An 18,596-nucleotide genomic window follows, 5' to 3' on the forward strand; every position below is an offset into this window, starting at 1 on the left:
TTTGGTGCAATCCTTCATCTATCAAAGCTGCCAGTGCCCCACTTTGGTGACGGAGCAGCGGGGATGTCATCGGCTAGGCCAGCAAGCGAGCGCGGCATTTGCAATGGGCGTGCGGCACTGGGTATTGAATCTGTGCATTATCGTTGACGACCCTTGGCTGCCGTCCCAATGCGAGATGATCAACCGCATCTGATCATCAACAAGGAGTCAAGCTCTGGTACGCCCCAAAAAAACGGCGCACTTGCTGGGGCTCGCGCATCACTGCAATGGCGGCAGGCCTAGCTTTGCCCTCTGCAGGTTGAGTTGCTCCAACCCAGGATCGACCGTGGGCTTGGCTGCGCTTGCTTTTTTATCCCCTGCAGGGGGGGGCGGCGCTTGCGCAGGCTTGGCTGCAGACGCAGGTTGAGGCGGCTGCACTGGCGCCACAACGCGATTGCCACTCAAAACGACATTCAGATCAAGCGTGACTTTCTGACCATTTTGGTCGATCGTCGCACTGTCTGGCTTGGCGGAATCGAGCGCCAGGCCGTCTTTGGTCTTTTCGCCCGTTTTTAGCCGTTCGGTCTTGCCGGTTTGGGCATCGCGCAGCAATACGACGGACTCTTTTGAAGTTTGCGCTACGCCGGTGAGCGCAAATTGCCGCGGCGGGGGGGCAGTTGCCGTTGCATCCTGCTTGGTGGGGGTGCGTGAGGCCACGAACAGGGGCTGCTCGGTAATGGCCGAATAGCTTGACAGCGTTTGCAGATGAAACGGCGGCGCAAGTTTCAATGCGGGAGGCGTGGCCGATGGGCGGGTTTTGAGGGCCAAAACACTGTCTCGCAGGGCGATGCCCTGCTGCGTCTCATAGGCCAGAAGACCGACGAGTGCCGCCGCGCCAATCAGCAAAAGTGCGCTCAGGCGTTTTTGCCCATTGATCTGAAGTGCACTCATGCAGCCCCCTTCTTGCGCACATAGCCAGTGAGGTCGAACTGCACCTGAAGTTGCAAGGGGGGCGCCGTACCGTTGGGCGGGGTATATGCGTTGATGGAACGGATGTTGAGGTTGTTGATAAACAGGTAGGGAACGGCGGTTTCTAGGCTGTAAAGCAGATTGACCACGCCATCGAGCCCACCGGTGAGCTGGACGTTGATGCCCACACGGGTGAGTTGGTTCTCGTCCTTGGGCGGGAGGATGTTCATGCTGAGGAGCTTGCCACCATTGGCGTCAATCAGGCGCTTGGCATCCTCTTGGATTTCGGCAGCAGCAAGGACGGGGTTGGGGTTGCGCAAATAAAACTGCGCCGGGTTGAGGCGCTGGAGTTCGAGCATTTGCTGCTGCAGCTTAGGCGCCATGGAGATAATGCGTTGTTCACGGGTGAGGCGATCGACACGTTGGTCAATGGCCGATTGATAATGAGCGTTGAGCTGCAGGGCGGGAATGGCCACAGCGACCACGCCAACTGCCAACACGGCCAGCAGCAGCAGGAGGGCCAGGAGCCGGCTTTGCCTGGGCGTCATGGGTGCCAGGGTGAGGTTCATGGGGTTTTGGGTGCAGAGGAGGCGGATTGAGGCGCGCTGGCTGAAGGCACTTTTTTCGGGTTTGCAGTACTTGCAGTGGAAACGGGGGGAGAGACCGCAGCGCTTGCGGGCACAGCGGGCTTGGCAGGTTGCGACGCGGCTGGCTTGGGGGGCTGCGCCTTAGCGGCAGCAAGCACCTGGGCCTGCTGAGTTGGCACCAGAGCGGCGGTATCGACTTGCGCGCTGAGCTGGAAATGCTCGGTGTTTTCGCCTGCGCCTTTGGTCAGCGGGGCGGTGAAGCTGGCGCCGCTGAGCACGCGGGAATTTTCGATCAGACCGATGAGCTTGGAGGCCGATCCGGTGTCGCCCTGTATCTGCAGGGTGTTGCCGTTGAGATCGATCTGCTGCACCCAGGTGTCTTTGGGCAGTAGGCGGGTGAGTTCATCGAGCAGGAGAATGACCGATGGCTGGGTGCGTTTTTTTTCGCTGAGCAGGTTGTAGGTCTGTTGCTCTGCCTGAACGCGGCCGCGGAGTTGTTCGACTTTCTCTGTGGCCCTGGCCGCCTGTTCCACGATAGGAATCAACCGTATAGATACCTCGCGCTTGATCCAGATGGGATACAGAATGGCGGCAAAGCCGAGCACGGCCACCAGAACAAGGAGCACCATATTGGTTTTGCTCAGACGCAGGCTACGCTTGGGCCGCGCGGCATCTGGCAAAAAGTTGAGCGGTGTGACGTTAGGCGAAAGATCGTCTAGCGTGACAGCTGCTGCAGGCTTGATCCCCCATTGGCGCAGGTGTAGCACAGCCTGGTCGACAACCTCGCGCGGCACCACCCCAACGAGCAGGGTGATTTTCCCCAAGGCGGCATCTTTGTGCAGCACACGGTAATCCACATAAACCTGATCAGCCCGAAACGGGGTGTAGCGATCGATTTCGTACTGAAGGACTGCTCGCAGGTTTTCTTCTGCAGCGAGGGGCAGAGCGATTTTTTTACGCAGCACCTGCCGGGGCGGCAGCGCCAGCAGGTAAGGCTGATCAGGCCGAAGATGTGCCGCCTTGAGCACCGCATTGATGGCCTGCTGTTGCGTGGGTGAGTCGCCCCCTTCCAGGCTTTTGCGAGCGACTTCAACCCATCGTCCCCCCTGATGCCGACGCACCGAGAAAACGCCCTCATCGATACTGCACAGGCAGGCCTCGAAAGGATCGATCTCGCCAGGCCGCCATGAGGCCGGCAGGAGCGCGACCAGTTCAGTGCCCCACCAATTGAGAAAGGCGCGCCACTGCACGGAAAACGTTTGCCGAAAATCGACCGAACGAGGGGATGTTGTTGCCATCAGGGAGTTGTTCAATGCGAGCGGGAGACTTCCGCCAAACGTAGAAGTGTATTGGATCGATGCGCTCCAGAAGTCCTTGACCACCGAGCTCGCCTGCGGCTTGCAGGCCGCGGATCTGGCGCTCGCCTCAGCCTGGGGAGTTGGCCGGGGTCGATGCCGGGTATACCTCGCGCCAAGACAGAATCTGATAGGGCTTAGCTGGCTGGCCGGTGATCCGCACAACGGCTTCCCGGGAAAAACTCACCCCGTTGGCCAGACTGGCTTGGGCAAGCACGCCGACCACACCCGAAAGGGTGGCTACGTTGTAAGTGCCCGCTTGCGCCAGGGCAGGAACGGCCTGCCTGGTTTGCCATAGGGCCACCCGCTGCTGTGCATACGCACTCGCGATTGCGGGGCTGACTCCGGGCAGGGCTTGCAGCACCGCTTCAGAAGCAATTTGCGTGTTGACACCTGGCTGCCCGGTATAAACAGTGACCAAAGGGGCGAGACGCTGGAAGAGCTGCGGTGTCACTCCGGGCACTTGTTGCAGCTCCTCGATGCTGCGAAAAGGGCCATGTGCGGCGAGGGCGCCTAGCTGGGGCTGCAAGCCTGCCCCTGTGGGAGGTGAGGCGCGCCAGCCGACCAATGTTTGAGCAAGCAACCCGGCATGATCGGGATCCACGCCGACGGACTGCAGCATGCTGGCAAGAAGGGCGGGAGGTGCGCCGTTGAGGTCAATCTTGCCGGATTCGTCGGTGAGGGTCACGGCGATGTCGTGGCCGTCTAGCTGCATCAGGTGCGTCTGTCCATTGGCCTTCCAGGCTGTCGATGCGGCCTGCCCGCTCAGCAGTTCGAATATGCCACGAGACACTCCAGCATCGGCGAGAGACTGCGCCTGGGCTGTTTCGATGGCGTTTGCTGCCATCAGGGTGCTACTGTGCACACTGTAGGCGAAGCTGCCCGCAATAATTGTGAGCAGCACCAAAACCCAGAGCACGAGAATCAGTGCAATGCCGTGCTGCCGGGTTTGGGGGCCATGAGCCGATTTGTCGGTCATTGCAGGTTTGACGCAGCGGCCATGTCCACGCGCGGCGCCACGACAAGATCTGGCCAACGGGTGCCTCCATCAAACGCTATTTTCATTTTGATGAGCTGAGGAGCGTTATGGCTGTCCGGCCAGTCTGGAAGCCAGGTTGCGGGCTGACTGCTGCCCGTAGGTACGCCGTAGTAGGAAAACTCGAGCTGCGACACGTGACGCGCCAGAATGACCGGGGCATTGGTGGATTCATTTTCCGGATTTGCCAGCGATGAGGAGCCCGCCTTGTCAGTCGGCTCGCGCCACAAGGTGAGTGCCTGCCCCCCCCCTTCTTGCTGTGACAGCCCAAAGGTCAGAACATATAAGCCGCCCTTGGCGGCAGCCTGCGGCATGGGAGCGACAAAACGTAGGCGGTGGACGCTGCCCTTATAGCCCAGCAAGACCGCTTTCGGGTCTTGAGGGTCTTGTTGCAAGCGGTAGGCTACGGCCTGAGAAATTTCGCGGCGCATAAAGTTCTCGACCAGTTGCATCTGAGAGACTTGGTCGGTAAAGGCGCTGCCTCGATCCCAGCTGCTGGATGCCAGGCGCAAACCGCCAAACAACAGCATGAGCAGCATGCTCAGCAGGAGCAGGGCGATCATCATTTCCAGCAAGGTCAGGCCGCGCTGCGTGACGTGGGTTTTTTGCTTCATGAAGTTGGCGGGCCGATCTTGAGTGTCTGAAGGCGAACGGCTCGCGCTGCGCTTGCCTCGCCCCATTTGACGGTGAGGTCAACCTGGTAAAGCGTGACCAGCCCCCCTGGCGACAGGGCAAGCGGACTGATGCGCGCTGACCAGCGATAGCCATCGTCAATTTCGCCGGAAATCTCGCCCGGCACCAGCGGCTGCGAAACGCCAATTTCAGCAAGTTTGGACTGTGCATCGAGCAAGGCGCGGGTGTAGTGCTGGCCATCACCGAGGTTGCGCAATCCCCCTGAGAAGATGTTCAACAGCACACCCAAGGTCAGGGCCAGGATGGCAAAAGCGACGAGCACTTCGAGCAGAGAAAATCCGCGCATGGATGCGGGCGTCGGCATTCGGCGAAGACGCCTTTGCGGTCGCAGGGAAGGCCTTGTAAAAACTCTGGAGGGCAACATTTCAGTGCGCGGTTTCATGCTGATCCAGAAGGCGGGCCACACCGGTCAGCCAGTCGACATCGATGGTATTGGTCTGCCCATCGAGCGAGACCGCCACCCTACCGCCCGTGGAACTTCCGTCGGGGTAAAAAACGAAAGACCCCAACTTGCCGTTGTCTTCGACAGCAGCGACAAAAAGCCCGATCTGCAACTTGCCGGGCAACTGAAAAGCGCGCTTGTTGCCAGAAATCTGAAACCTGCGATCGTCGACGTTGATGGTCAACGTGGCGGGCTGTCTTGTGACGATGGCTTGCTCGCGCGCCTGTCTCAGCCCGACCAGCAACTCCCGGGTGGCGGCCTTGATCTGCGCGCCAGGCGTACCGGCTGAGATCAGCGGAATGGCCAATCCGGTCATCAAGGCCATCAGTACGAGCACCACCAGCAACTCCAGCAGAGTAAAACCAGCGTTGCTGCGCTGCTTGTTTACCAACTTTTTACATCCTCGTTCTCGCCGGTACCGCCCGGCTGCCCATCGGCGCCATAAGACTCAATGTCGTAAGCGCCGTGTTTACCTGGACTGGTGTAGACGAACGGATGCCCCCAGGGGTCCTTGGGCACATCGGGGCTCTTGAGGTAGGGGCCATGCCAGTTGGTTACACCGGGCGGGGCTTTGATCAGCGCCTCTAGCCCCTGTTGCGTGTTGGGATAACTACCGACATCAAGACGATAAAGGTCGAGCGCAGCTTCAAAATGTTTGATCTGCAGACTCGCCGTCTCGGTTTTGGAAGTGGAGAGATAATGAATGACCCGCGGAGCAACCAGGCCAGCCAGCAAGCCAAGAATCACAAGGACGACAAGCAGTTCGATCAAGGTGAGACCACGCATGGTCGTCGCACGTCGTTGTTTGACTAAAACCATTGAAAACTCCTATTAATTCAGCTGAATCAATCAACTGAAGGCAAGATTGTTGACGCTGAGAATGGCCAACAGAATCGACATGATGATGCCACCGATCATCAGGCCCAAAGTAAGAATCAAAATAGGCTCCATCAAGGCCAGAAGGCGCTTGATTGTGGTCTGCGCCTCACGGTCATAGACGTTGGCGACCTGGATCAAAAGTTCTTGGAGACGCCCAGTTTCTTCACCCACCATCACCATGTGCACGGCCAGTTTGGGAAACAGGCCGGTCTGCATGAGCGGTTTACCCAGTCCTTTGCCTTCGCGCAAGCTGGCGGTCACTTGGTCAAGACTCTCTCGCAAAACCGCATTGCCGACGGTTTCTTTCGCAATGGACAAGCCCGACAGCAGAGTGACACCATTCTCAATGAGCGTGCCCAAGGTGCGGGTCAGTCGGGCCACATCCAACTTGAGAATCATCTCGCCAAACAGGGGCAGCCCGAGAAACCAGCGATCCCAGCGCAGACGGCTCACGGGGTGACGCAGTTGGGCGCGCATCAGCCAGACAACAGCCGTGATGCCGATCAAAATCATCCACCAGTCTTTGCGCACAAAGTTCCCGGCAGCAATCACCACCTGCGTAGGCACCGGCAAAGATTTTCCTGCCTGATCAAACATTTGTGTAAACTGCGGCACCACAAACATGAGCAGCAGAAGAACCGACAGCACCGAAACGCATGCGAGGATGATGGGGTAGATCATGGCCGAGGTGATGGTTTCACGCAATTCCTTGGCGCGCTCCATGAAGTCGGCCAAACGGAACAAGACCACATCCAACGCCCCCCCTGCCTCGCCTGCTCGGATCATGTTGAGATAGAAGCGGTCAAACAGATTTTTGTGTTTTTCCAGGGCAACCGACAAAGGCGCCCCGCTGCGCACCTCTGCCTGGATGCTGGCCAAAAGCTGGGCAACCGGCGCCCGGGACGCCATGCCAACCATGATGTCGAGACACCGATCCAAAGGCAATCCGGCGTGAAGCAAAGTCGCCAGTTCGCGAGTGAGTTCCATGACTTCGCCGCGATGGACGCGCTTGCTCTGAAGCAAACCACCCGATGACTTTGCGGCAGCTTGTGCACCGGCGACCGACTCCGTCACACGGATGGGCAAGTGACCCGTACTTTGCAAGCGCTCGATCACAACGGAATCTGTGCGAGCGTCCATCGTGCCTTCGACGACCTCGCCCGCGCCGGTCACCGCCTTATACGCATAGATCGGCAAATCTCACTCCTCGCGCGTGGCGCGCAAAACTTCTTCGAAGGTGGTCAGACCCGCCGCAACCTTGCGCAAACCATTTTCATACATCGTTTCCATGCCCTGCTCCACCGCGACACGACGAATTTCCCCGGAGGTGGCATGCGTCATCACCTTTTGGCGCACCGTATCGTTCATGAGCAACACTTCGACAATACAGCTTCTGCCTATGAAGCCCGTGCCACCACAAAGTTCACAGCCTTTAGGACGGTACAGCACAGAATCAGGCTCGGGAAGATAGCGCTGGAGGCCGGTTTCTTCGAGGAGTTCCGGTGTTGGAGTGTAAGGTTGGCGGCAGTCCATGCATAAATTGCGCACCAAACGCTGCGCCTGCACCCCGACGATCGTGGAGGTGAGCAGGTAGTCTTCTATCCCCATGTCCAACAACCGGTTGATGGTGCTCGCCGCATCATTGGTGTGCAGGGTTGAGAGCACCATATGTCCGGTCAAGGCAGACTGAACAGCAATCTGAGCCGTTTCCAGATCGCGAATTTCTCCCACCATGATGACATCGGGGTCTTGCCGGACGATAGAACGCAGCGCATTTGCGAAAGTCAGTCCAATCTGCGGCTTGACCTGAATTTGATTGATGCCGTCTATCTGGTATTCAACCGGATCCTCGACGGTCAATATTTTTAAATCTGGCTTATTGATCGTTTGCAGCGCGGTGTAAAGCGTGGTGGTCTTGCCGCTACCGGTAGGGCCCGTCACAAGCAAAATGCCGTGTGGTCGCATCAACGCCGATTTAAATGCCGACAAATTTTGGGCATCAAAACCCAAGCGATTGAAATCCAGCAAGGTTGATGACTTGTCAAGGATCCGCATGACCACGCTTTCCCCGTACAGAGTCGGTACGGTGGAAACTCGCAGATCCGCCTCCTTGCCATGAATCCGCAGTTTGATGCGCCCGTCCTGGGGCAAGCGGCGCTCCGCGATGTCGAGGCTCGCCATGATTTTTATGCGAGAAATGACCGCTGCGGATAATCTCCGGGGAGGCGACTCGACCTCATGAAGGACGCCATCGATACGATAGCGAACGATCAGCCGGTTCTCGAAAGGCTCGATATGGATGTCAGAGGCCCGCGCTTCCATCGCACGGCTGATGATCAGACTCACCAGACGAATGACAGGCGCCTCGCTCGCCAAATCTTTCAACTGCTGCAGATCTTCATTGCCCGTATCGTCTTCCAGCATTTCGATATCGCCGACGATCTGATCCATCGACGACTTTCCGGTACCGTAGAGCCGATCAAATGCGGCCCGTAGTTCACCCGGTGTGGCAAGAACGAAATCGACAGAGCGCCCCGTGGCCAGACCTAAGGATTCCTTCAAAAAGGTGTCAAACGGGTCTGCGACGGCAACCGTCAGGCGCTTGCCGTCTTCCCTCATAGGCAATGCATTGGCGTCGCGAAGGTACCTGTGAGACAGTTGCTGGGCAAAAAGTGGCAGCTCCGGATAATCCGAGGCCTTTGCTACAGGTATGCCGCTTTGTGCGGAGAGCGCCTGAACAAGGTCGACCTCGGTCACAAGGCCAAGCCGTAGAAGGATCTCGCCTATGCGCCCAGACTGTTCGTCTTGTTGCAACCGCAAGGCACGATCGACTTGCGACTGATCGACTTTGCCTTGCTCAATCAGAATTTCGCCTAGACGCTGCTTCACGAAGCAATCCATCAATTTTTTAGGTAACAGACCATTATAGCAGGCGACTTTCCCGACAAAGCCCATCTCTTGATCGCCCCCGCACTTGCATCAAGAGTCGGCACTCACCATGGAAGCGCCCTGATTTGGACACGAGGCCTACACCGAAGCTGACGCGGGAATTGCAATCAGGCAATTCCTCGGGACTCGCTCGGTCGCATTTGCGACGTAGGGGATTTTTCGGGACCTGACAGCCCGAGCGTTTTCCTCGCCTCACTCATTCCATTTGGCGGTCTGTGGCCGCACCGCATGATGCGCTGCCAACTCGACAAAGCGCCCGCGGCAGCAGTCTGAGCGACTGCGCTACTGCAAGGGCTATCAGGCCGTTGAAAAACTACTGCGGTGGGCCATCTGCGGCGTTGCACGGTGCTCGCTCCCTTGCCTATCTATTTGATATGTCTCGGTCGCTGCGCGCCGTGCGCCTTGCATCTGGCCATCCTCGCGACGTTTTTCAACGTCCTGCTATTGCAAGATCAATCGCACCGCCCCACTGTGGGTGAAGGGAATCTGCAGCATCGTCTGACCGATCTCGGCCGTCCCCTGAATCACGTAGCTCACCGTGCCGTCCGCCGGCAAGATGGCGATGAGACCAAGCAGCGTGGTGCTGTTGACCTCGACCTGCACAGGAACCTGCGCCTGCTGCTGTGCGGCGATGGTGACTGGCGCGGTACTCACGCCCTGGGCCACGTCCAGGCCGTTGAACTGGATCTGAAACTGCAGTTTCTGCAGCGGCAAGGCCAGACCCCCGGTGTTGCGAATACTGAGCGTGAGGCCGAGGATGGCGGTTGCGCCGCGCAGGGCGATGCTGTCCACGCTGCGAATCGACACCTCCGGCGCCACAGCGGCCTGCTGGGCCTGCGCAGACGGCGAGGCGAACAGGGTCGCCGCCCATATCAGTGCAGACAGCAAACCTCGCCAGTTTCTGATCAGCCGCAGTACCATCAATGTCCGGCGAAATCTACCAAGGTGAACAACGGCAGCCCCGCCTCGCGCAGCAGCCGGGAGCCGCCGAGCTCGGGCAGATCGACGATGGCTGCGCCTTCCACCACGATGGCCCCGAGCTTTTCGAGCAGACGCTTGCCGGCCATCATGGTGCCGCCGGTGGCGATGAGGTCATCGATCAGCAGCACGCAGTCGCCCGGGCGCACCGCGTCGGTGTGGATTTCGACCGTGGCGCTGCCGTATTCCAGCTCGTATTCCTCGGACACGGTGGCAAACGGCAGTTTGCCTTTCTTGCGGATGGGCACGAAGCCGATGTTGAGCTCGTAAGCCACCACCGCGCCGAGGATGAAGCCGCGGGCGTCAATGCCGGCGACCACGTCGGGGCGCAGATCGGGCGCCATGTAGCGGTGGACGAACTGGTCGATCAGCACGCGAAACACCCGCGGGTTCTGCAGCAGCGGGGTGATGTCGCGAAACTGCACGCCGGGAGACGGCCAGTCGGGGACGGTGCGGATGTGCTGGCGCAGGTAGTCGACGACATTCATAGTTGGTACGAGTGGAATCAGGCGGGGGTTTCGGTACCGAACACGTCGAAGTATGACGCGGCGGAGGCGCCGGACAGCACCGGAAACAGCACCAGCAGCCCCAGGCCCATCGGCAGCATGGCCAGCAGCGAAATGGGCAAGAGCAGGAGAGTGAACAAGGTGATCGGCGCCAGGTTGGCAAAGCCGGCGCGCACCGACAGGCGCACCGCATTCCACGGGCTGAGCCCACCGATCGCCACCAGGGTGTTGACGAACCAGAACGCCACGCTGAACAGATAGAGCACCAGCAGCAGGAGCAGCATCAGGGTCATGATCGACCCGGCCAGCGCACCCATGCCCGCGGCCATGCCCATGCCGGGAGTCATCATTTTGGCGAACGCGCCGAGGCTGGCCAGGCCGATGCCGAACAGCGCACCCAGGCCGATCACGATCACCGCACCGACCACCCCGCCCAGCGCCAGCACCAGCAGCGAGGCCAGCAGCAGCGGGCCGATGCGCTGCGTCCACACCCTGCTCGATGCACTGAGCGCTCCGTCGTTGTCCGGCTCCAGCGGCATGCCGCTGGGGGTGATGGTGCGCGCCCGGCCGAGGCGACGGCGCAGCGCGGCGGCGAACAGCACGCCAAGCGCCAGCAGCGGCAGACTCAACCATTGCGACAGCAGACCACCCAGCGGAAAACGGCCCAGCAGCCACATCAGCACGAAAAAGCCCAGCGCCAGTCCCACCCAGGGCAGCGGCGCCTGCGTGAATGCGCGCCATCCCTCTGCCCACCAGCGCAGGCCGGCGCCGGCAGGCACGCGGCGAAAGACAGGATCTGAGGGGATGACATCGATGGTGGACATGACGGGCCTCCCGGAAAGAACACCCGCATTATCCGCCGCCGGCATGTCAGTGCGCGACGCCCTGCAGCCGCCCGCGGCCCCATGATGCCAATGACCCGCGCCACACCGGCCATCGCGCGGCGATGAAGGTGAACACGTCGACATCGCCCGAGGTCTTGAGCAGGTCGGCAATGATGAAGCTGCTGATCACCGCGCTGATGCGGCTGAACGAAGAGACGAAGCCCACCGCCTGCGCGCAAATGCGCGCGGGATAGAGCTCGATCTGGCAGGCATGAAAGGCATGGCTCATGATGTTGCTGAACCCAGAAACGCCTTGGTCGTGAGGGGGAAACCCCGCTCTTGCACAGGCCAGGGCGATGGTGGGTGCACCAGCTTGCCCCGGCTGCCACACGGCAGGGGGCTGCGCATCTGCCGCAGAGATCGATGTGTCCATGCTCCTCGTCGTTTTGCGCGCATCATGGCGCCAAAACCCGGCACACGGGGCGTCTATTTGTATCGACCTGAGCGCGCGCGTCGGCGCCGGTTCACCTCATCTGCACGACCGCACCGGGCTGGCGCAGCAGCTGCGCCCATTCCTCGAGCTCGCGCGGCTCGCCAAACAGATAGCCCTGCATGTGCTGCAGCCCCAGGCTGTGCAGCGCGGCGGCGCATTCGCGGGTTTCCACACCCTCGGCCACCACATTGATCGACAGCCGCCGGGAGAACTCGATCAGCGCGCGCACGATTTCGGCGTTGCGCACGTCGCGGATGACGTCCGAGGTGAAACTGGCGGGGATTTTGATGTCGCTCGGGTCGAGAATCTTGAGGTATTCGAACGAGGCATAACCCTCGCCGAAGTCATCCATCGCCACACGCACCCCGCCCCGGCGCAGCGAGTGCACATTGCGCGCCACACTGGGAAACGCCGGAATCGCGCGGCGCTCGGTGACCTCGACCATCAGGCGCTCTGGCGCCCAGGCATAGCGCTGCAGCGTGGTGTTGATGTGCTCGATCAGCGCCGGGTCGCCCACCTGGTCGGCCTCGATGTTGACCGAGACATAGCCGTTCCAGCCGGTCCAGTTCGACAGGACCCGCGCCTCGGAAATGGCCTGCTCCATCACCCAGAAAAACAGCTCACTGGTCTGCGCCGGAGTGAGCTGCGGCAGGAACATGAGCGGGGAGTGGCGCTTGGGCGCGTCGTCCGCGCGCCAGCGGAACAGCACCTCCAGCCCGACGACCAGTCCGGATGGATAACTGACCTGCGGTTGATACACCAGTGCCGGGGCCCCCGCCCCCGCATGTGCGGCTATTTCAGAAAAAACGTCGCGTTCCACATTGCCTTTGCCGCCGAATGTAAGTTGTATGCGTGAATCTTTTGCTTACCGCAGGTTAGCATGGCTTTTTAATTTTTCCTCAATGATTTTCACGCGGCTGGGCGACGCCCGCGCCGCACCCTGGTCCGATCGCACCATGTCCCGAACCGCCGCAACGCAGCGCAAGGCGCGCGCCCATCCATCCAGCCCGGCCGGGCCGCACTACCGGGTCGAGATCGACGATGCGCAGGCGCATCGTTTTGCCGTCGAGCTGGTGCTGCACGACCCTGCGCCCGGGGGGCAGGAATTCTGGCTGCCAGTGTGGATTCCCGGCAGCTATCTGGTGCGCGAGTTCTCGCGGCATGTGCTGCAGGTGCAGGCCTGGTGCACGGACCGGCCGGTTGCGGTGCGCAAGATCGCAAAAAACCGCTGGCATGTCGCGCCGTGCGGCGGTTTGCTGCGGTTGCGCTACACGGTGTATGCGTTCGATCTGTCGGTACGCACCGCGTATCTCGACCACAGCCGGGGATTTTTCAACCCCAGTAGCCTGCTGCTGGCTGCAAGCGGCCGGGAGGAGCAGGCGCATACAGTGGACATCGTCTGTCCGGACGTCGCGCCGCACTGGACGCTGGCCACCACCCTGCCCGCGCTGCGCTGCGATGCCAACGGCTTTGGCAGGCGGCAGGCATCCAGCTATGCCGAGCTGATCGACCATCCGGTGGAAATGGGCACGCTGCTGCGGCTGCAATTCAGCGCAGGCGGCGCGCAGCATGCCGTGGTCATCGCGCATGCCGACCAGCTGCAGGGCGCGGTGGACACCGAACGGCTGGCGCGCGATCTGCAGCGCATCTGCCGCGCGCAGATCGCGCTGTTCGAGCCGGGCAGCAAGCGCGCGCCGTTCAAGCAGTATCTGTTCCTGGTTGCGCCCACCGCAGACGGCTACGGCGGACTGGAACATGCCGACAGCACCGCGCTGATGTGCGCACGTCGCAACCTGCCGCATCCGCGCATGGACGCGCCCAACAGCGACTACCGCGACTTTCTCGGCCTGTGCAGCCACGAGTATTTCCACGCTTGGAATGTCAAGCGCATCAAGCCGCAGGCATTCACGCCCTACGACCTGCAACGTGAAAACCCCACCGGGCTGCTGTGGCTGTTCGAGGGCTTCACCGCGTATTACGACGACCTGATGGTGCTGCGCGCCGGGCTGATCACGCCACAGCAATACCTCGACGCTCTGGCGCGCACCCTCTCGGCGGTGCAGCGCACCCCGGGCCGCATGGTGCAAAGCGTGGCTGAGGCAAGTTTCGACGCCTGGACCAAGTTCTACCGCCCCGACGAAAACACCGCCAATGCCACGGTGAGCTATTACCAGCTCGGCGCGCTGATTGCGCTGTCGATCGACCTGCGGCTGCGCCGCGAAACACGCCTCACCCTCGACGATCTGATGCGCCTGTTGTGGAAGCGCTACGGTCGAGACGACGCGCCGCTGCGCGCGCAGGGTGTGGCCGAAGACGATCTGCCCGCCCTGCTCACCGAGCTGAGTGGGCTGGACTGGCGCGGCTTTTTCCGCCGCCATGTCCACGGCACGCAACTGCCGCCGCTCAAGACCCAGCTGGCGCAGTTCGGCCTGGCCTGGCGCACGCAGCAAGACCCCGCGCTCGAAGCCCTCGGCCTGGGCGTGCAGGAACAGCCGGGCGGCTGGCTGGCGGTGCAGCAGGCGAAGAACGGCGGCTGGGCCGAGCGCGCCGGGCTGGCTGCGGGCGACCTGCTGGTTGCGCTCAACGGCGAGCGCGCGCGCAAGAGTCTGATCGAGCGCAGCCATGCGCTGGCGCGCCGCGGCGATGTCTGGCGCATCGACGTTCTACGGCAGGACCGGCTGATGCAGGCCGAGGCGCCGTGGTTCGCGCTGCCAACGCGCGGGGTGGCATTGGAAATCGCCGGCGGACTCAAGCCCGCGCAGCGACAGCGGCTGTATGCCTGGCTGGGCCGGAACGGTTGACGCAACCCTCAAGCTGCCCTCAAGCACAATCGCCTCAACACTTTTGCAAGGAGGCCTCTGATGCACCCCCCCGAAGACACCCCCATCCTCACCGAAACCCGCGGCCCGGTCGGCCTGATCACCCTCAACCGCCCCAAGCAGCTCAACGCGTTGAACGACGCGCTGATGGATGCGCTTGGCGCGGCGCTCAAGACCCTCGACGCCGACCCGGCGATCGGCTGCATCGTGCTTACCGGCAGCGACAAGGCGTTTGCTGCCGGAGCCGACATCGCGGCGATGGCGCAAAAAACCTTTCCGGCCACCTACGGGGAAAATTTCATCAGCCGCAACTGGGAGACCATACTGCAGATCCGCAAGCCGGTGATCGCCGCGGTGCGCGGCTACGCCCTGGGCGGCGGCTGCGAGCTGGCAATGATGTGCGACCTGATCGTCGCTGCGGACAACGCCCAGTTCGGCCAGCCCGAAATCAAGATCGGCATCATCCCTGGCGCCGGCGGCACGCAGCGTCTCACCCGCGCAGTGGGCAAAGCCAAGGCAATGGATCTGGTGCTCACCGGGCGGATGATGGACGCGATCGAGGCCGAGCGCAGCGGACTGGTGGCGCGCGTGGTGCCGGCAGACCGGGTGGTCGACGAGGCGGTGGCGATGGGCGAGACCATCAGCGCCTACTCGCGGCCTTCGGTGATGATGGCCAAGGAAAGTGTCAACCGCGCGTTCGAGACCAGCCTGAGCGAAGGACTGGGCTTCGAGCGGCGGCTGTTCCAGTCGCTGTTCGCCACCGCCGACCAGAAAGAAGGCATGGCGGCGTTTCTGGAAAAGCGCAAGCCGCTTTTCACCCACCGCTGATGCGCTATACTGCGCGGCTTGTTTTCACGGGGCGCTTTAGCTCAGTCGGTTAGAGCGACGGAATCATAATCCGCAGGTCCGGGGTTCGAGTCCCTGAAGCGCCACCACCATTTTCAGTCCACACTGCCGGTTCGCACCGCGTGCCTTGCGCCACAGGGTGTGGGCCCTGCCAAAGCCCATGCCGCAGCGCCTGGGCTTTTTGCTTTGCGCCGCGGCGTGCCGTATCCGAGGAGTCTGCGATGAATGCGCTCGCGTCGATCCGCCTGGCCGCAGCCAGTGCTGCACTGGCCGCAGCAGCCTGTCTGGGCACTGCGCAGGCGCAGACCGTCTACCCGATAGGCAGCCTGCAGGGCATGGCGCAGTTCGGTGACTTTCCGCAGGTGAGCATCAACTGCACCGACTACACCCTGGGCCCGGGCGTGCGGGTGATCAGCCCCGAGCAGCGTCTGGTGCCACTGCAGCAGCTCGCCGGCGTGCGCAGCCCGGTGGTGTTTCAGCGCGACGCCAGCGGTAATGTGTTTCGCATCTGGCTGATTCGCCCCGAGGCGGTGGCCCAGCTGCAGGTGCCCAAGGCGCCAGGGCAGTGCGGTCTGTTTTTCAGCAATTGAACAGAACACGGCGTGACGTGATGAAAAAGGTCTACATCAAGACATTCGGCTGCCAGATGAACGAATACGACTCGTCCAAGATGGCCGATGTGCTCGCTGCCGCCGAAGGCTACACGCCCACGACCAGCCCGCAGGACGCCGATCTCATTCTGCTCAACACCTGCTCGATCCGCGAAAAAGCGCAGGAAAAGGTGTTCAGCGACCTGGGGCGGCTGCGCGAACTCAAGGCCGCCAACCCCGAGCTGCTGATCGGCGTGGGCGGCTGCGTGGCCAGCCAGGAGGGTGAGGCCATCGTCAAGCGCGCGCCGTATGTCGATCTGGTGTTCGGACCGCAGACCCTGCACCGCCTGCCGCAGCTCATCCATCAGCGCCGGGCGCAGGGCCGCGCGCAGGTGGACATCCGCTTTCCCGAAATCGAAAAGTTCGACAACCTGCCGCCAGCGCGGGTGGAGGGCCCAAGCGCCTTCGTCTCCATCATGGAAGGCTGCAGCAAATACTGCAGCTACTGCGTGGTGCCGTACACCCGGGGCGAGGAGGTGTCGCGTCCGTTGGTGGACGTGCTGACCGAAGTGGCCGAACTCGCTGCTTTGGGTGTGCGCGAGGTGACCTTGCTGGGGCAGAACGTCAACGCCTGGCGCGGTGGCGAGGGCGAGGATTTCGCCTTTCTGCTCGAGTGCGTGGCCGAGATCGACGGCATCGCGCGCATTCGCTACACCACCAGCCACCCCAAGGAATTCACCCAGCGGCTAATCGACGCCTACGGCCGCATTCCCAAGCTCGTCAGCCATGTGCACCTGCCGGTGCAGCACGGCAGCGACCGCATTCTGGCGGCGATGAAGCGCGGCTATACCGCGCTGGAGTTCAAGAGCATCGTGCGGCGGTTGCGCGCGGTGCGTCCCGACATCTGCATCGGCTCGGACTTCATCGTCGGCTTTCCCGGTGAGACCGAGGCCGACTTTGCGCAACTCATGAAGCTGGTCGAGGAGGTGCGGTTCGACGCCAGTTTCAGTTTCATCTTCAGTCCGCGCCCCGGCACTCCGGCGGCCAATCTGCCGGACGACACGCCGGCCGAGGTCAAGCTCGCCCGGCTGCAAAGGCTGCAGGCGCAGATCGATGCGCAGGCTGGCGCGGTCAGCACGGCGATGCAGGGCACGGTGCAGACCGTCCTGGTGGAGGGACCGAGCAAAAAGAACCCGGCCGAGCTGCAGGGCCGCACCGAAAACAACCGCATCGTGCATCTGGCCGCACCGGCACGGCTGATCGGGCAATTGGTGCCGGTGCACATCACCACGGTCTACCCGCACGCGCTTCGTGGCGAGGTGTGCATGGCGCAGACCGAACAGGCCCTGACAGCCTGATCGGCGCCATCCCCAGACTTACTTGATCATCAGCCGCAGGCTGTCCCAAGCGCGGCCCAGGATGCCGGCTTCGGGCACCGCCTTGATCACCTGCAGCGGATAGGTGGCCAGCGGCTTGCCGCCGATGCTCACCTCGAGTTGGCCGATGCGCTGCCCGGCTGCCAGCGGAGCCACCAGCGGGTCGGGACGCACTACCTTGGTCTGGATGTCCTTGCCCATGCCGCGCGGCACCGAAATGACGATCGGCACGGTTGAGCCGAGCTCCGCCTTGTCGGCCGTGCCCTTCCACACCGTGGCGGTGAGCACCGGCTTGCCCGGAGAGGCCAGCACGATGTCGTCGAAATTCTGGTAACCCCAGTTCAGCAGCACCTGGCTTTCCTCGCCGCGGGCGCGCTCGGTGGGCGTGCCCATGACCACGGTGAGCAGACGGCGCGGACCGTTCGGAAACTGGCGCAGCGCCGAAGTGATCATGCAGTAGCCTGCTTCGGCGGTGTAACCGGTCTTCATGCCGTCGACCGACGGGTCGGTGAACAGCAGGCTCACCCGGTTGGGCTGGGTGATGTGGTTGTAGGTGAATTCCTCGACCTTGAAGTAGCGCGCGTAGTCTTGCGGGAAGTCGCGGATGATGTGCGTGGCGATCACCGACAGGTCATACGCCGTGGTGTAGTGGCCAGGATCGGGCAGGCCCGTGGGATCCATGAAGTGCGTGCCCTTCAGGCCCCACTGCTGCGCCTGCCGGTTCATCATCGCGACAAAGGCGCTGACCGAGCCGGCCACGGTCTGCGCCAGGGTCATCGCCGCGTCGTTGCCCGACTGCACGATCATGCCCAGCAGCAAATCGTTGACCGACACCGGCACGCGCGGGTCGATGAACATGCGCGAGCCGCCGGTCTGCCAAGCCTCCTTCGATTCGGTGACCTTCTGATCGAGCTTGATCGTGCCTTCCTTAAGCGCCTTGAAGGTGAGATAGGCGGTCATCAGTTTGGTCAGCGAGGCCGGGGCCTCCTGCTGGTGCGCATTGTGTTCGGCCAGGATCTGGCCGCTGGTGAGATCGACCACCAGCCAGGCACGGGCATCGAGTTTGGGCGGAGGAACGGTGGCCAGCAGCGCCTGCATGGGAGTCAGCGGTGCCGCAGCGGCACTTGCTGCAGGCGCAGGGGTTTTGACCGCGGCGGGCGCGGCCTGCGCCACGGCGGAGACGGCGAGCAGGCCGGCCATGCTGCAGGCGATGATGCGAAGTCGAAGGGACATGGGCAAATCCTGATGCAAACAACCGAAAAGCAAACACCCTAG

Annotated in this window: 20 protein-coding genes and 1 tRNA gene; 5 read left to right on the forward strand and 16 right to left on the reverse strand. The window is 62.0% G+C overall.

The window, feature by feature from the left end; translation table 11 throughout:
- Positions 1-258: 258 nt before the first annotated feature.
- The 15 genes from ACZ47F_RS02560 to ACZ47F_RS02630 form a co-directional block, all read right to left on the reverse strand.
- On the reverse strand, positions 259-930 hold the full coding sequence (locus ACZ47F_RS02560; protein WP_464925743.1) for a hypothetical protein: 672 nt from the start codon (positions 928-930) through the stop codon (positions 259-261).
- Positions 927-1,517, reverse strand: a complete 591-nt coding sequence (gspM, locus tag ACZ47F_RS02565; protein ID WP_464925744.1) for a type II secretion system protein GspM — start codon at positions 1,515-1,517, stop codon at positions 927-929. Before gspM ends, ACZ47F_RS02560 begins: the two co-directional genes overlap by 4 nt.
- Positions 1,514-3,055 carry a PilN domain-containing protein gene (locus ACZ47F_RS02570; RefSeq protein ID WP_464925745.1) on the reverse strand — a complete coding sequence of 514 codons (1,542 nt, stop codon included), beginning with the start codon at positions 3,053-3,055 and terminating at the stop codon, positions 1,514-1,516. Before ACZ47F_RS02570 ends, gspM begins: the two co-directional genes overlap by 4 nt.
- The gene (locus ACZ47F_RS02575; protein WP_464925746.1) at positions 2,961-3,869 is read right to left on the reverse strand and encodes a type II secretion system minor pseudopilin; all 909 of its coding nucleotides are present in this window, start codon (positions 3,867-3,869) and stop codon (positions 2,961-2,963) included. Before ACZ47F_RS02575 ends, ACZ47F_RS02570 begins: the two co-directional genes overlap by 95 nt.
- Entirely contained in the window at positions 3,866-4,540 is a 675-nt protein-coding gene (locus ACZ47F_RS02580; protein WP_464925747.1) for a prepilin-type N-terminal cleavage/methylation domain-containing protein, read from the reverse strand. Before ACZ47F_RS02580 ends, ACZ47F_RS02575 begins: the two co-directional genes overlap by 4 nt.
- The gene (locus ACZ47F_RS02585; RefSeq protein ID WP_464925748.1) at positions 4,537-4,923 is read right to left on the reverse strand and encodes a type IV pilus modification PilV family protein; all 387 of its coding nucleotides are present in this window, start codon (positions 4,921-4,923) and stop codon (positions 4,537-4,539) included. Before ACZ47F_RS02585 ends, ACZ47F_RS02580 begins: the two co-directional genes overlap by 4 nt.
- Before the next feature lie 61 nt (positions 4,924-4,984).
- Positions 4,985-5,452 carry a GspH/FimT family pseudopilin gene (locus ACZ47F_RS02590; protein WP_464925749.1) on the reverse strand — a complete coding sequence of 156 codons (468 nt, stop codon included), beginning with the start codon at positions 5,450-5,452 and terminating at the stop codon, positions 4,985-4,987.
- On the reverse strand, positions 5,446-5,847 hold the full coding sequence (gene gspG, locus ACZ47F_RS02595) for a type II secretion system major pseudopilin GspG (protein ID WP_464925750.1): 402 nt from the start codon (positions 5,845-5,847) through the stop codon (positions 5,446-5,448). The genes ACZ47F_RS02590 and gspG overlap by 7 nt, the downstream gene beginning before the upstream one ends.
- A 63-nt stretch (positions 5,848-5,910) precedes the next feature.
- On the reverse strand, positions 5,911-7,137 hold the full coding sequence (locus ACZ47F_RS02600) for a type II secretion system F family protein (protein WP_464925751.1): 1,227 nt from the start codon (positions 7,135-7,137) through the stop codon (positions 5,911-5,913).
- A 3-nt stretch (positions 7,138-7,140) separates the two neighbouring features.
- Entirely contained in the window at positions 7,141-8,829 is a 1,689-nt protein-coding gene (gene gspE, locus ACZ47F_RS02605; RefSeq protein ID WP_464925752.1) for a type II secretion system ATPase GspE, read from the reverse strand.
- 501 nt (positions 8,830-9,330) lie between these two features.
- Positions 9,331-9,777, reverse strand: a complete 447-nt coding sequence (locus tag ACZ47F_RS02610) for an LEA type 2 family protein (protein ID WP_464925753.1) — start codon at positions 9,775-9,777, stop codon at positions 9,331-9,333.
- Positions 9,778-9,809: 32 nt separating this feature from the next.
- On the reverse strand, positions 9,810-10,355 hold the full coding sequence (locus ACZ47F_RS02615) for an adenine phosphoribosyltransferase (protein WP_464925754.1): 546 nt from the start codon (positions 10,353-10,355) through the stop codon (positions 9,810-9,812).
- A gap of 17 nt (positions 10,356-10,372) precedes the next feature.
- Positions 10,373-11,197: a DUF2189 domain-containing protein gene (locus ACZ47F_RS02620; RefSeq protein WP_464925755.1), complete on the reverse strand. Its 825-nt coding sequence runs from the start codon at positions 11,195-11,197 to the stop codon at positions 10,373-10,375.
- Positions 11,198-11,243: 46 nt separating this feature from the next.
- Positions 11,244-11,630: a hypothetical protein gene (locus ACZ47F_RS02625; protein ID WP_464925756.1), complete on the reverse strand. Its 387-nt coding sequence runs from the start codon at positions 11,628-11,630 to the stop codon at positions 11,244-11,246.
- 91 nt (positions 11,631-11,721) lie between these two features.
- Positions 11,722-12,510 carry an EAL domain-containing protein gene (locus tag ACZ47F_RS02630; RefSeq protein ID WP_464925757.1) on the reverse strand — a complete coding sequence of 263 codons (789 nt, stop codon included), beginning with the start codon at positions 12,508-12,510 and terminating at the stop codon, positions 11,722-11,724.
- Between the two features lie 136 nt (positions 12,511-12,646).
- Between ACZ47F_RS02630 and ACZ47F_RS02635 the strand changes: the two genes are divergently transcribed.
- The 5 genes from ACZ47F_RS02635 (at position 12,647) to miaB (ending at position 17,303) form a co-directional block, all read left to right on the forward strand.
- Entirely contained in the window at positions 12,647-14,491 is a 1,845-nt protein-coding gene (locus tag ACZ47F_RS02635) for a M61 family metallopeptidase (protein WP_464925758.1), read from the forward strand.
- 60 nt (positions 14,492-14,551) lie between these two features.
- Positions 14,552-15,337: an enoyl-CoA hydratase gene (locus ACZ47F_RS02640; protein WP_464925759.1), complete on the forward strand. Its 786-nt coding sequence runs from the start codon at positions 14,552-14,554 to the stop codon at positions 15,335-15,337.
- A 30-nt stretch (positions 15,338-15,367) separates the two neighbouring features.
- Positions 15,368-15,444 (forward strand) — tRNA-Met (locus tag ACZ47F_RS02645).
- A 132-nt stretch (positions 15,445-15,576) separates the two neighbouring features.
- Positions 15,577-15,945 (forward strand): hypothetical protein, encoded by a 369-nt coding sequence (locus ACZ47F_RS02650; RefSeq protein ID WP_464925760.1) that lies wholly within the window; start codon positions 15,577-15,579, stop codon positions 15,943-15,945.
- Between the two features lie 17 nt (positions 15,946-15,962).
- The gene (miaB, locus tag ACZ47F_RS02655) at positions 15,963-17,303 is read left to right on the forward strand and encodes a tRNA (N6-isopentenyl adenosine(37)-C2)-methylthiotransferase MiaB (protein WP_464926560.1); all 1,341 of its coding nucleotides are present in this window, start codon (positions 15,963-15,965) and stop codon (positions 17,301-17,303) included.
- 18 nt (positions 17,304-17,321) lie between these two features.
- On the opposite strand, the gene ACZ47F_RS02660 is transcribed toward miaB, so the two are convergent.
- Entirely contained in the window at positions 17,322-18,554 is a 1,233-nt protein-coding gene (locus tag ACZ47F_RS02660; RefSeq protein WP_464925761.1) for a D-alanyl-D-alanine carboxypeptidase family protein, read from the reverse strand.
- Positions 18,555-18,596 lie beyond the last annotated feature (42 nt).

The sequence above is a fragment of the Thiomonas islandica genome (assembly GCF_055383445.1).

Coding starts and splice junctions, on each gene's coding strand:
- ACZ47F_RS02635 (WP_464925758.1), top strand. CDS start 12,647: ATGTCCCGAACCGCCGCAACGCAGCGCAAGGCGCGCGCCCATCCATCC.
- ACZ47F_RS02625 (WP_464925756.1), bottom strand. CDS start 11,630: ATGGACACATCGATCTCTGCGGCAGATGCGCAGCCCCCTGCCGTGTGG.
- ACZ47F_RS02640 (WP_464925759.1), top strand. CDS start 14,552: ATGCACCCCCCCGAAGACACCCCCATCCTCACCGAAACCCGCGGCCCG.
- ACZ47F_RS02585 (WP_464925748.1), bottom strand. CDS start 4,923: ATGCCGACGCCCGCATCCATGCGCGGATTTTCTCTGCTCGAAGTGCTC.
- gspG (WP_464925750.1), bottom strand. CDS start 5,847: ATGCGTGGTCTCACCTTGATCGAACTGCTTGTCGTCCTTGTGATTCTT.
- ACZ47F_RS02575 (WP_464925746.1), bottom strand. CDS start 3,869: ATGACCGACAAATCGGCTCATGGCCCCCAAACCCGGCAGCACGGCATT.
- ACZ47F_RS02660 (WP_464925761.1), bottom strand. CDS start 18,554: ATGTCCCTTCGACTTCGCATCATCGCCTGCAGCATGGCCGGCCTGCTC.
- ACZ47F_RS02650 (WP_464925760.1), top strand. CDS start 15,577: ATGAATGCGCTCGCGTCGATCCGCCTGGCCGCAGCCAGTGCTGCACTG.
- gspM (WP_464925744.1), bottom strand. CDS start 1,517: ATGAACCTCACCCTGGCACCCATGACGCCCAGGCAAAGCCGGCTCCTG.
- ACZ47F_RS02560 (WP_464925743.1), bottom strand. CDS start 930: ATGAGTGCACTTCAGATCAATGGGCAAAAACGCCTGAGCGCACTTTTG.
- ACZ47F_RS02615 (WP_464925754.1), bottom strand. CDS start 10,355: ATGAATGTCGTCGACTACCTGCGCCAGCACATCCGCACCGTCCCCGAC.
- ACZ47F_RS02620 (WP_464925755.1), bottom strand. CDS start 11,197: ATGTCCACCATCGATGTCATCCCCTCAGATCCTGTCTTTCGCCGCGTG.
- ACZ47F_RS02580 (WP_464925747.1), bottom strand. CDS start 4,540: ATGAAGCAAAAAACCCACGTCACGCAGCGCGGCCTGACCTTGCTGGAA.